Below are 12898 nucleotides of genomic sequence, written 5' to 3'. Positions count from 1 at the left end.
CTTTAATCCATTGGGCGCTTGGTACGCATCAGCTTGACGTACAAACCTTCGACCTTTTCCCGCGCCCACGGGGTTTTGCGCAGGAAAGTCAGGCTCGACTTGATGCTCGGGTCACTCTTGAAGCAGCGGATATCAATGCGCTCGGCCAAGCCGCTCCACTCGTAATGCTCCACCAGGGTGGTGAGCACGTGTTGCAGGGTCACACCGTGGAGCGGGTCGTTGCTTGTCGCGGTCATGCCAGGCCTTTTGCAAAAAGAGGAAACACAGCCGCGCACCTTAGCCGACGGGGCGTGCAGGTGGAAGCATCGCATTGAATATAGCCCGCCAGGAAAAGTTCCCCTTCTACACAAAAAAGAGATGTTATATTGTAACTTAAATTATCAGTCATTTTGCCCAGGAATCTCCGATGTCGCTGCCTTCTCTCTGGCGCTTGTCGCCCCTCGCCGCCGCCCTGTTGATTGGCTCCCAGGCCCATGCCCTGGAACTGCCACCCCAAGTGATCACTGGCAACCCGCTGGGCAGCGAACAGCTGGCCTCGCCCACCACTGTGCTGACAGGCGATGACCTGACCCTGCAACAAAAAGGCAGCCTCGGTGAAACCCTGAACAAGCAGCCGGGTGTGTCGTCTTCGTACTTTGGCCCGGGGGCCAGCCGCCCGATCATTCGCGGCCAGGACGGCGACCGCATTCGTATTCTGCGCAACGGTGTGGGGGCGCTGGATGCCTCGTCGCTGTCCTACGACCACGCGGTACCGCTGGACCCGATCAACGTTGACCGCATCGAAATCGTGCGGGGCCCGGCCGCCCTGCTGTACGGCGGCAGCGCCATCGGCGGGGTGGTCAACACCTTCGACAATCGCATCCCCACCGAGGCCATCGAGGGCATCCATGGCGCTGGCGAGTTGCGCTACGGCGGTGCCGACACCACCCGCAGCAGCGCGGGCAAGTTGGAGGCCGGTAACGGTACCTTCGCTTTGCATCTGGATGCCAATGGGCGCGAGTTCAATGACTTGAAAATCCCAGGCTATGCCCGCAGCCGGCATGCACCGGAGAGCGAGGACGGCCCCGGCAAAAACGGGCGCCTGGGCAACAGCAATGGGCGCCAGGACGGCGGTGCGGTGGGCGGTTCCTACACCTGGGACGATGGTTATGCCGGGCTGTCATACAGCAATTACGACAGTAACTACGGCTCACCCGCCGAGCAGGATGTGCGCATCCGCATGAAACAGGACCATTACGCCTTTGCGTCCGAGATCCGCAACCTGCAAGGGCCGTTTACCTCGGTGAAAATAGACGCCGGTTACACCGACTACGAACACCGGGAAATCGAAGGCGGCGAAACCGGCACCACCTTCAAGAACAAAGGCTATGAAGCCCGCGTTGAAGCCCGACACCAGCCGATTGGCCCGTTCGATGGCGTGGTCGGCGCCCAAGTGACGCGCAACGAATTCTCGGCCCTGGGCGAAGAAGCTTTCGTGCCACAGAGCGACACCAACGCCGGCGCGCTGTTTATCCTCGAAGAAATGCAAGCCACTGAACGCCTGAAGCTCAGCCTCGGCGCACGCGTGGAACACACCAGCGTCGACCCGAACGCCAAAGGCAACGAGCGTTTTGCCAATGCCGACAAGAGCAATAACTTCACCGCCGGCAGCTTGTCGTCTGGCGCTGTCTACACCCTTACGCCGGTCTGGTCCCTGGCCGCCACCCTGGGCTACACCGAACGCGCACCGACCTTCTACGAGCTGTATGCCAACGGCGCCCACGTCGCCACCGGCACCTACGAGTTGGGCGATGCCAACCTGAAGAAAGAAAAAGCCGTGTCCAGCGACCTGGCGCTGCGCTTTGACAACGGCACCCACAAGGGCAGCTTTGGCGTGTTCTATAGCCGCTTCTCCAATTACATCGGTTTGCTCGGCACTGGCCGTACGCTAAACGACGAAGGTGAAGAGGACGCGGGCGGTATTCCCGAGTACGAATATTCTGGCGTACGAGCACGCTTCGCCGGCTTCGAAGCCCAGGATCACTGGAAGCTCGGCGAAGGCGCCTACGGCAAGTTCGCGCTGGAACTGTCGGGCGATTACACCCGCGCCACCAACCTGGACACCGGCGAAGCCTTGCCGCGCATTGCGCCCCTGCGTTTGAACAGCGGCTTGCTGTGGGAACTGGATCGCTGGCAGGCACGTATCGATGTGGAACATGCCGCAGGCCAAGGGCGCGTGCCGGATAACGAAAGCGGCACCGACGGCTACACCACCCTCGGCGCCAGCGCGGGGTATCGCTTCAATGTGGGCGGCAGCCAGTGGCTGGCCTTCGTCAACGGAGAAAACCTGACCAACCAGACCGTGCGCTATGCCAGCTCGATCCTGCGCGATATCGCGCCGGCGCCAGGTAGAAGCGTGCAGTTCGGCGTTCGCACTACCTTCTAATCATCACCGAAAATCCCCTGTGGGAGCGGGCTTGCCCGCGAAAGCGTTGGGTCAGTCAACATCAATTTTTGCTGGGCCGACGTCTTCGCAGGCAAGCCAGCTCCCACATTTGAACGTCGTTGCGTTGAGCATTGCGTTCGCTTGACTGATCGGGATCGGGGCGACTATCTGTCACTGTTACCAAAACTGAAATGATGCATCTTGCGATTCACCCTTTCTCAAAACGCCCCGCCGCATTATCCTTCGCAACAATCTGAAACGCTTCAGCTCCCGGTCGACTCCTTTGCCGAATCTCTTTTTGCTCAAAGACAGCGCTGTCTTAATCCGACCTGCGCTCGGGAGTTTATTGCCTGCCTGTGGATAACCCGGTTACCCACAGAAAAAACCAAAAATAACGATGAACCAAGCCCGAGCCGAATCGTCATCTACAGTGAGTGAAGCACGGGGTTACATAATTCCAACGTAACGGAGAAACACACTATGAGCACTGATGGTGCCTCAAGCCCAAGCCGCCTGTTGCCCAGGCTGCTAGGCGTCTTGCTGCTGATCATGGGGCTGGCCTTGCTGGCTGGCGGCGTCAAGCTGAGCATGCTCGGCGGGTCGCTGTACTACCTGCTCGCCGGTATCGGCATCACCCTGACCGGCGTGTTGCTGCTGGCCACCCGCCGCGCCGCGCTGGGCTTGTACGCCCTGGTGTTGTTCGCCAGCACCGTGTGGGCCTTGTGGGAAGTCGGCCTGGACTGGTGGCAGTTGGTGCCGCGCCTGGCCCTGCTGTTCGCCTTGGGCATCGTCATGCTGTTGCCGTGGTTTCGTCGTCCGTTGCTGCGTGGCCAAGCGGCCCCGCTGGGTACCGGCGCGCTGAGCGTTGCCGTGGTGCTGGCGGGCGCGACCGCCCTGGCCAGCCAATTCACCAACCCAGGTGAAATGGTCAAGACCGGCCAACTGGACCGCGACGCGGTGCCGGGCATGGCCAGCGCTGCGCCAACCCAGGCCGATGGCGACTGGAACTCCTATGGCCGCTCGGCCTTCGGTGACCGTTACTCGCCACTGGCACAGATCACCCCGGAGAACGCCCATAAGCTGGTGCCGGCATGGACTTATCGCACGGGCGACATCCCTGGCCCAGGCGATCCCGGTGAAACCACCGCGGAAAATACCCCGCTGAAAGTCAATGGCATGCTCTACGTGTGCACACCGCACAGCCAAGTGATTGCCCTGGACCCGGATACCGGCAAGGAAATCTGGCGTTTCGACCCGAAGATCACCACCCAGGGTGCTGAGAGCTTCAAAGGTTGGGCGCACATGACCTGCCGTGGCGTGTCGTACCACGATGACGCCGCCTACGCTTCCGAGCAGAGCCCGACTGGCACTGCCAGCCCGGCCGCCGCTCCGAATGCCTGCCCGAAACGCATCTTCGTGCCGACCGCCGATACCCGTCTGATCGCCCTGAACGCCGACACCGGCAAGATGTGCGAAGACTTCGGTGACAAAGGTCAGGTCGACCTGCGTGCCAACATCGGTAGCTTCGCCCCAGGCGGTTACTACTCCACGTCGCCACCGGCCGTGACCAAGAACCTGGTCGTGATCGGCGGTCACGTGACCGACAACGTTTCCATCGACGAGCCAAGCGGCGTGATCCGCGCGTTCGACGTGCACACCGGCAAGCTGGTGTGGAACTGGGACAGCGGCAACCCGGACGACACCACCCCGTTGGCCGAGGGCAAGACCTACACCCGCAACTCGCCGAACATGTGGTCCATGTTCGCCGTGGATGAAAAACTCGGCATGCTCTACCTGCCGATGGGCAACCAGATGCCCGACCAGTACGGCGGCGACCGTACCGATGAGTCCGAGAAGTACGCCGCTGGCCTGACCGCCCTGGACATCGACACCGGCCACGTGAAGTGGACCTTCCAGTTCACCCACCACGACCTGTGGGACATGGACGTGGGCGGCCAGCCTTCGCTGATCGACATCAAGACCGCTGCGGGCGTGAAGCAGGCAGTGATGGCGTCGACCAAGCAAGGCAGCATCTACGTGCTGGACCGCGCCACTGGCCAGCCAGTGGTGCCCGTCAATGAAATCCCGGTGCCACAAGGCGCAGTGGCGGGCGACCGCACCTCCCCTACCCAACCCAAGTCCGACCTGAACTTCATGCCGCCGCCGTTGAAAGAACGCGACATGTGGGGCGTGACCCCGTTCGACCAGATGCTGTGCCGGATCGACTTCAAATCCATGCGCTACGACGGCCCGTTCACACCGCCGTCCCTGCAAGGTTCGATCGTGTACCCAGGCAACTTCGGCGTGTTCGACTGGGGCGGCATCTCGGTTGACCCGGTGCGCCAGATCGCCTTCGTGAACCCAAGCTACATGGCGTTCAAATCGAAGCTGATCCCGGCTGCCGACATTGCCAAGCAAGGCCCACGCGTCAGCGAAACCGAAGGCGTGCAGCCGAACAAAGGCGCCCCGTATGGTGTGATCCTTGAAGCGCTGCTGTCGCCGATGGGCCTGCCGTGCCAGGCACCGGCCTGGGGCTACGTGGCGGCGGTCGACCTGACCACCCACCAGACCATCTGGATGCACAAGAACGGCACCGTGCGTGATAGCTCGCCGGTTCCAATCCCACTGACCATGGGCGTGCCTAGCCTGGGCGGTACGTTCACCACCGCCGGTGGCGTCGCGTTCCTCAGCGGCACCCTGGACCAGTACCTGCGTGCCTATGACGTGAAAAACGGCAAGCAACTGTGGGAAGGCCGCCTGCCTGCAGGCGCGCAAACCACCCCGATGACCTACACCGGCAAGGACGGCAAGCAATACGTGCTGGTCATGGCGGGCGGTCACGGCTCCCTGGGGACCAAGCAGGGTGACTATGTAATGGCGTTCAAACTGCCGGATTAAGCAACGCTGGCGGTACAAAAAAGCGGCGGCCCGAATGGGCAGCCGCTTTTTTTTGCCTGCTGATAATGCCCCAGCGTTTCCCCTCAACCCTTTAAAACTAATTTAGTGCGCACGCCCTGCGTAATACAAAAGGCGTACGGATAAAACTTTAAAGGGAGCTTCACTGCATGACGGACCATGTCGCTACAAAACCGATGCTTTCCACCCCCACAAAAATCCTGGAACTTGAACACCTCAATACTGCCAGTTTGAAAAAACTCATCAGTGGTGAAGTGCTTGCCATTCGGGTACCTGAGTTTGCCAACGCAACCACCAGCGCACGGTTGATTCAGGCCATCGACGATACCGCCACCCTGGAACACTACGGCCATGAAACCTACGAAGAGGGGCGCGTCGTTCAGCACTTCTACGGTGTGCATCGCTGGGGCACGCCGTTCAACTCCACGTACGGCAAGGCCGCCGGCGGTGACGCCCAAGAAAAATATTATGCAGACGCGGCCCGTATGCGCGGCCTTATCGACAGCCTCTGTGCGCCGCAAACGCCGCCCATTCAACAGCTGATGGAACAGTTCCAGGCGCTCTGGCCGCAAGGTGCAACAGCCGCTGCGTTCCAGGGCCGCCCAATGTTTTGCGGGATCATCCGCGTCATGTTCCCGGAGACGGCGCACCTCTCGGAAACGGTGCCCCATGTGGATTGCCTGCCCCGCACAGTCGCTGAACTGCAGCATCAATTCAGCGCCAATATCTACCTGCAAACACCGCCTTCGGGGGGCGAGTTGGTCATCTGGGATACCCAAGCCTTTGACTATGAGGAGGTCAAGCGCTTCGAGGGGGCCCAACTGCCCGAACAGTGTTTACAAAAACCGCTGCGCATCCGCCCACGCCAGAACGAACTGGTGCTCATCAATACCCGCCGCCCCCACGCCATCTGCGGGTTCGATTCGGGAAAACGCGTCAGCATGCAGTCGTTTATCGGCTATAACGCCGGCGAACCGTTTTACTTCTGGTGCTAATACTTTTATTGCTCGTGCACATGGACGTTTATCTATGACCCCCGAAGAATTCCGCCAACATGGCTATGCCATGATCGACCTGATTGCAGACTACCGACAGAACATCGAACAACGCGGCGTGCAGCCCACCACCCAACCTGGCGAGATCAAAGCCGCCCTGCCGGTCAGCCCGCCTGAAACCGCCGAACCGTTCGAACAGATCATGGGCGATGTCGAAAAACTGATCATGCCCGGCTTGCTGCATTGGCAGCATCCCAGTTTCTTCGGGTTCTTCCCTTCCAATGTGGAACTGTCCTCAGTGCTGGGCGATTGCCTGAGCACCGGCCTGGGTGTGATTGGGTTGTCCTGGCAATCCAGCCCGGCCCTCACCGAAATCGAGGAAGTCACCACCGATTGGCTGCGCGACATGCTCGGCCTGGGCAGCACGTGGAGCGGTGTGATCCAGGACTCTGCGTCCACGTCCACGCTGGTGGCGCTTATCAGCGCCCGGGAACGCAGCTCCGATTACGCGCTGATGCACAACGGCCTGCAAAACAGCGGCGCGCCCCTGATCGTCTACACCTCAGCCCATGCCCACAGCTCGGTCAACAAGGCGGCGATCCTGGCCGGATTCGGCCAGAACCATATCCGCACCATCGCCACCGATGCACACAATGCAATGTCGCCCCTGGCACTGGCGCACGCCATCGCACAGGACCTGGCCGCCGGCAACACGCCCTGCGTGGTGATTGCCACCACCGGCACCACGGCCGCCATGGCGATCGACCCTCTGGCGGCCATTGGCGACCTGACCCAACGCCACGGCCTGTGGCTGCATGTAGACTCGGCCATGGCTGGCGCCGCGATGATCCTGCCAGAATGCCGGGCCTTGTGGCATGGCATCGAAAAGGCTGACTCCCTAGTGCTCAACCCGCACAAATGGCTGGGCGCGGCCTTCGATTGCTCGGTGTATTTCGTGCGCGACCCCGAGCATTTGATTCGCATCATGACCACCAACCCGAGTTACCTGCAGTCCAGCGCAGACGGCCAAGTGCGAAACTACCGTGACTGGCGGATCTCTCTGGGCAGCCGTTTCCGCGCTTTGAAGTTGTGGTTCCTGATACGCGAGCAAGGCGTCAGCGGCCTGCAAGCGCGGTTGCGGCGAGACCTGGCCAATGCGCGCTGGCTGGCAGAGCAGATCGAAGCCAGCGAACACTGGACGCTGGTGGCCACGCCCGCCTTGCAAACCTTGTGCATTCGCCATGAGCCGCCGGGTTTGCAAGGCCAGGCACTGGACCATCACACCCGAGCCTGGGCAGAAAAACTCAACCAGTCAGGCGATGCCTACGTCACCCCCGCCCTCCTCGATGAGCGCTGGATGGTGAGGGTGTCCATCGGCGCGCTGGGCACCGAACGCCAGCATGTTCAAAGGTTGTGGGCGCGGTTGCAAACACTGGTCTAAGTAGGCACCCGCTCACGCCGCAACCACCGCTCGAACGCCATGGCGTTGAGCGGCCGGCTGATCAGGTAGCCCTGGGCCGTGTCGCAGTTCCAGCGTTTGAGCAAGGTGAGGCTGTGCTCGAACTCCACGCCCTCGGCCACCACCTTGAGCCCCAGGCTATGACTCATCTCGATGGTGGAACGCACGATCACGCCGTCGCCACTGGTGCTGTCGAGGTTGCGCACAAAGGACTGGTCGATCTTCAGCTCTTGCACCGGTAGGCGCTGCAATTGGGCGAGGGACGAGTAGCCGGTGCCGAAATCATCCACCGACAGGCTGATTCCGCAATTGCGCAGCTGCTCCAGCACGCTGAGGGCCTGCTGCGGGTTGTGCATGATGGCGCTCTCGGTGATTTCAAAAATCAAATGCTCGGCGTCCACGTGGTATTGAGCCAATAGCGCAGTGACGCGAATCGCCAAGTCATCATCCGCCAAGTCGTTCACGGAGATATTCACCGACAGTTGGATAACCAGCCCACGCTGCGCCCATTCGGCAATCTGGCGGATGGCTTCCTCGATCACCCACAGCGTTAGCGCGCTCATGCTACCGGTGCGTTCGGCCAGGGGAATGAACTCCCCGGGGGACACTTGCCCCAGCGTCGGGTGTTGCCAACGCAGCAAGGCTTCAGCCTGGCTCACATGGCCGTGCCGCAGATCGAGCTTGGGCTGGTAGCACAGGTACAACTCGCCTTCGATCACGGCGCGGCGCAAGTCGCGAATCAGGGTGATCTGGCGTTGGTGGGCGAGGTCGCGGTCCGGTTGGTAGATCTGCAAATGCCCCGGCAGGTTGGCCGCGTCGTGCCGGGCGATGGCCGCGCGGTTGATCAACTCTTCCACCTGCTGCCCATCAGCAGGGTACGCGGCGATGCCGATGCTCACTTCATGGCGCACTTCGTCATTGCCGATGCGCAGGGGTTCGGTCAACGCCCCATGCAACTGGTCGGCGCGGGCCACGGCTGAGTCGATCTCGGTGTTTTCCAGCAACAACAGAAACTCACTGCCGGCGATGCGTGCTGCGGTGTCGCTGGCCAACAGGCTGCTGGACAAGCAGCGGCTGGCCTCGCACAACATGTGCTCGACACCTTCGGGGCCAAACCCTTCGTTGATGACCCGGTAGTTTTCAATCCCCACGTACAGCAACACCACCGGCCGCCGTGCGCTGATCGCGCTGCCCAGGCGCTCCATGGCCAGGGCGCGGTTGGGCAGGCCGGTGAGCGGGTCATGCAAGGCATTGTGGGCCAGTTGCCGCTCGCGCAGGGCGATGCCGCTTTGCATGGCATTGAACGCACGCGCCAGCAGGCCGAACTCGTCGTGGCTGCGCACCCGCACCGGGGTACGGTAGTCACCAGCCCCGATCCGTTCAGCGGCTTGCACCAGCGCATTGAGCGGGCGTGACACTCGCCGCGCCAGGAATAATGCCACCGCCAGCGAGACCAGCAGCACCGCCAGGGCAATCCCCATGAACTGCCGGTCCAGCGGCGCGAAGGATTCCAGCGCATGGTCCAGCGGGCTTTGCAGCAACACGCGCACTTCATCGCCTTCGCCGCTGTTGGCCAAGGGCAATACTTGGCTGAGCACACGCTGGCCGTGGAACAGCTGGATCTTCGCCTCAGGATCGACCTGCGTGCCATGCAAGAGGCTGATGATGCTTGGGCGCCAATTGCCAGGGTGGGTGGTGAACAGCTGACCGAGATGGCCGTCCTGCACACTGAGGAACGACACCTCCAGGTTGCTCATGGAGCGCAGTTCATGGGCGAATTGCGTGTCCATGGGAAAGCCCATGACCACGCGTGCGATCGGCACAGGCCCGAGCACATCTTTTTGCACCAGCAAATAGGGGCGCCCGGCCATGGCGACGATCAACATTTGCTGGCCGCTGCGCCGCGCCTTGCGCAAGGCATCGGCATACGGGAACAGCTGGCCGCGCGTCTGCATCAGCAGGGTGCTGACCATGACCCTGTCATCCAGGCCCAGCACCATCACTTCGCTGGAACTGACCCCGGTGCCATGGGTGCCCAGGGCCTCCAGGATCGGCAGCGTCCGGCCGCCGGCCACCGCCTGCTTGAACGGCCCATCGGCGGTGAGCCAGTCCAACCCGTACTGCAAGCGCCGCCCGCGCAGGTCCAGCAGGCGCTCGAACACCTGCCGCCCCGTGTTCAGCTGTACGTCGGCCTGGTTCTCCACCGCCCGAGTGGTGGCAGCGTTCACGGCAAAATAGGTGGCGGCCACGACCACCAGTAACAACAGCGCCAGCACCCCGGCTATGCGGGTCTGAAACGTGTGGCGCCAATGCATGGCCGCGCCCTCGGGCCGTGCTCGTCGCTCTTGGCCGTGCTTTCCTTGTGTCATACGCGTCCCTGCCGACTGCTAACCGGCGTCAAAAAAACATCCTTTTTAATGGATTATTTTATTTAGGCAGGTTAGCTGGGACTGAGGATAAGTAAACCCAATAAAAGCTGGGCCTGACTGTCATATTATTGACGATCAATTCGAGAAGCGGAGGGGTAAAGTACGTTGACCCCACCTCTCCCGTTATTTCATGCAAATTGTTGCTAACGACGCCGCCCCATTGAAACCACCGCAACCCCGCCCCATCTAACCTGCATACTTACTGATGCAGGTGCCCCATGAGCGACCAGCAAGAATTTCCAGATTACGACCTCAACGATTACGCCGACCCCGAAAACGCCGAAACCTCCTCGTCCAACACCGGCCTGGCGCTGCCTGGGCAAAACCTGCCGGACAAGGTTTACATCATCCCGATCCACAACCGGCCGTTTTTCCCGGCCCAAGTGTTGCCGGTGATCGTCAATGAAGAGCCCTGGGCCGAAACCCTGGAGTTGGTGAGCAAATCCGACCACCACTCCCTTGCGCTGTTTTTCATGGACACGCCGCCCGAAGACCCACGCCACTTCGACACCTCCGCCCTGCCGCTGTACGGCACCCTGGTGAAGGTGCACCACGCCAGCCGCGAGAACGGCAAGCTGCAGTTCGTCGCCCAGGGCCTGACCCGCGTGCGCATCAAGACCTGGCTCAAGCACCACCGCCCACCTTACCTGGTGGAAGTCGAATACCCGCACCAGCCCAGCGAGCCGACCGATGAGGTCAAGGCCTACGGCATGGCGCTGATCAATGCGATCAAGGAACTGCTGCCCCTCAACCCGCTGTACAGCGAAGAGTTGAAGAACTACCTCAACCGCTTCAGCCCCAACGACCCGTCGCCGCTCACCGACTTTGCCGCGGCACTCACCTCGGCGACAGGTAATGAGCTGCAGGAAGTGCTGGACTGTGTGCCCATGCTCAAGCGCATGGAAAAAGTGCTGCCGATGCTGCGCAAAGAGGTAGAAGTCGCGCGTCTGCAAAAAGAACTCTCCGCCGAAGTGAACCGCAAGATCGGCGAGCACCAGCGTGAGTTCTTCCTCAAGGAACAACTCAAGGTCATCCAGCAGGAGCTGGGCCTGACCAAGGACGATCGCAGCGCCGACGTCGAACAGTTCGAACAGCGCCTGCAAGGCAAAGTGCTGCCGGCGCAAGCGAAAAAACGCATTGATGAAGAACTGAACAAACTGTCGATCCTGGAAACCGGTTCGCCGGAATACGCCGTCACGCGCAACTACCTGGACTGGGCCACCTCGGTGCCGTGGGGCGTGTACGGTGAAGACAAACTCGACCTCAAGCACGCGCGCAAAGTGCTCGACAAGCACCATGCGGGCCTGGATGACATCAAGAGCCGCATCCTCGAATTCCTCGCCGTGGGCGCCTACAAAGGCGAAGTCGCCGGTTCCATCGTGTTGCTGGTGGGCCCGCCCGGCGTGGGCAAGACGAGTGTGGGCAAGTCCATCGCCGAATCCCTGGGGCGGCCGTTCTATCGCTTCAGTGTTGGCGGCATGCGCGACGAGGCCGAGATCAAGGGCCACCGGCGCACCTACATCGGCGCCCTGCCCGGCAAGCTGGTGCAGGCGTTGAAAGACGTGGAAGTGATGAACCCGGTGATCATGCTCGACGAAATCGACAAGATGGGCCAGAGCTTCCAGGGCGACCCGGCGTCGGCGTTGCTGGAAACCCTGGACCCGGAACAGAACGTCGAATTCCTCGACCATTACCTGGACCTGCGCCTGGACCTGTCCAAAGTGCTGTTTGTGTGCACCGCCAACACCCTGGACTCGATCCCGGGCCCGTTGCTGGACCGCATGGAAGTAATTCGCCTGTCGGGCTATATCACCGAAGAAAAAGTCGCCATCGCCAAGCGCCACCTGTGGCCCAAGCAGTTGGAAAAAGCCGGCGTGGCCAAAAACAGCCTGACCATCACCGACGGCGCCCTGCGCGCATTGATCGATGGTTATGCTCGGGAAGCCGGCGTGCGCCAACTGGAGAAGCAACTGGGCAAGCTGGTGCGCAAGGCGGTGGTCAAGCTGCTGGATGAACCGGAGTCGGTGATCAAGATCGGCAACAAGGACCTGGAAAGCTCCCTGGGCATGCCGGTATTCCGTAATGAGCAAGTGCTGTCCGGCACCGGCGTGATTACCGGCCTGGCCTGGACCAGCATGGGCGGCGCCACCTTGCCGATCGAAGCGACGCGCATCCACACGCTCAATCGCGGCTTCAAGCTCACCGGGCAGTTGGGTGAAGTGATGAAAGAGTCCGCCGAAATCGCCTACAGCTACATCAGTTCCAACCTGAAGTCGTTTGGCGGCGATGCGAAATTCTTCGACGAGGCCTTCGTGCACTTGCACGTGCCGGAAGGCGCCACGCCGAAAGACGGCCCGAGTGCCGGCGTGACCATGGCCAGTGCGTTGCTGTCCCTGGCCCGCAACCAACCGCCGAAAAAAGGCGTGGCGATGACCGGCGAACTGACCTTGACCGGGCATGTACTGCCGATTGGCGGGGTGCGCGAGAAGGTGATCGCGGCGCGGCGCCAGAAGATTCACGAGTTGATCTTGCCGGAGCCCAACCGTGGCAGCTTTGAAGAGCTGCCGGACTATTTGAAGGAAGGGATGACGGTGCACTTTGCCAAGCGGTTTGCGGATGTGGCGAAGGTGCTCTTCTGACGGTTATGTAGTGCCTGAGCTGGCCCTTTCGCGAG

Annotated in this window: 7 protein-coding genes; 5 read left to right on the top strand and 2 right to left on the bottom strand. The window is 61.4% G+C overall.

The annotated features are described in order from the left end of the window. Positions 1–2: 2 nt before the first annotated feature. Positions 3–236 (bottom strand): VF530 family protein, encoded by a 234-nt coding sequence (locus BT199_RS07695; RefSeq protein ID WP_072434241.1) that lies wholly within the window; start codon positions 234–236, stop codon positions 3–5. 170 nt (positions 237–406) lie between these two features. Here BT199_RS07695 and BT199_RS07690 point away from each other — a divergent pair, with 170 nt between their 5' ends. The 4 genes from BT199_RS07690 (at position 407) to BT199_RS07675 (ending at position 7777) form a co-directional block, all read left to right on the top strand. Further along, on the top strand, positions 407–2425 hold the full coding sequence (locus tag BT199_RS07690; RefSeq protein WP_072434240.1) for a TonB-dependent receptor: 2019 nt from the start codon (positions 407–409) through the stop codon (positions 2423–2425). A gap of 480 nt (positions 2426–2905) precedes the next feature. Beyond that, complete coding sequence (locus tag BT199_RS07685) at positions 2906–5323, top strand: glucose/quinate/shikimate family membrane-bound PQQ-dependent dehydrogenase (protein ID WP_014717088.1); 2418 nt, start codon at positions 2906–2908, stop codon at positions 5321–5323. Positions 5324–5490: 167 nt separating this feature from the next. Continuing rightward, positions 5491–6336 carry a 2OG-Fe(II) oxygenase gene (locus tag BT199_RS07680; RefSeq protein WP_072434239.1) on the top strand — a complete coding sequence of 282 codons (846 nt, stop codon included), beginning with the start codon at positions 5491–5493 and terminating at the stop codon, positions 6334–6336. A 34-nt stretch (positions 6337–6370) separates the two neighbouring features. Continuing rightward, a complete protein-coding gene (locus tag BT199_RS07675) occupies positions 6371–7777 on the top strand; it encodes a pyridoxal phosphate-dependent decarboxylase family protein (RefSeq protein ID WP_072434238.1) in 1407 nt (468 codons plus the stop codon). Here BT199_RS07675 and BT199_RS07670 read toward each other — a convergent pair. Further along, the gene (locus tag BT199_RS07670) at positions 7774–10110 is read right to left on the bottom strand and encodes a putative bifunctional diguanylate cyclase/phosphodiesterase (RefSeq protein ID WP_072434237.1); all 2337 of its coding nucleotides are present in this window, start codon (positions 10108–10110) and stop codon (positions 7774–7776) included. The genes BT199_RS07675 and BT199_RS07670 overlap by 4 nt on opposite strands. 332 nt (positions 10111–10442) lie before the next feature. On the opposite strand from BT199_RS07670, the gene lon reads away from it, so the two are divergent. Then, positions 10443–12863, top strand: coding sequence for an endopeptidase La (gene lon / locus BT199_RS07665; protein WP_019817668.1), 2421 nt, complete (start codon positions 10443–10445; stop codon positions 12861–12863). The last annotated feature ends 35 nt before the right edge of the window (positions 12864–12898 follow it).

Source organism: Pseudomonas sp. NFR02 (assembly GCF_900119375.1).
GTDB classification, from domain to species: Bacteria; Pseudomonadota; Gammaproteobacteria; order Pseudomonadales; family Pseudomonadaceae; genus Aquipseudomonas; species Aquipseudomonas paracarnis.
Note: the sequence above shows the minus strand (reverse complement) of the source record. Positions and strands in the feature narration are given on the sequence as shown.

Bases quoted from the DNA above. Each gene is read 5' to 3' on its own strand.
- BT199_RS07690 (WP_072434240.1), top strand. From the start codon at position 407: ATGTCGCTGCCTTCTCTCTGGCGCTTGTCGCCCCTCGCCGCCGCCCTG.
- BT199_RS07670 (WP_072434237.1), bottom strand. From the start codon at position 10,110: ATGCATTGGCGCCACACGTTTCAGACCCGCATAGCCGGGGTGCTGGCG.
- BT199_RS07685 (WP_014717088.1), top strand. From the start codon at position 2,906: ATGAGCACTGATGGTGCCTCAAGCCCAAGCCGCCTGTTGCCCAGGCTG.
- BT199_RS07680 (WP_072434239.1), top strand. From the start codon at position 5,491: ATGACGGACCATGTCGCTACAAAACCGATGCTTTCCACCCCCACAAAA.
- lon (WP_019817668.1), top strand. From the start codon at position 10,443: ATGAGCGACCAGCAAGAATTTCCAGATTACGACCTCAACGATTACGCC.
- BT199_RS07695 (WP_072434241.1), bottom strand. From the start codon at position 236: ATGACCGCGACAAGCAACGACCCGCTCCACGGTGTGACCCTGCAACAC.
- BT199_RS07675 (WP_072434238.1), top strand. From the start codon at position 6,371: ATGACCCCCGAAGAATTCCGCCAACATGGCTATGCCATGATCGACCTG.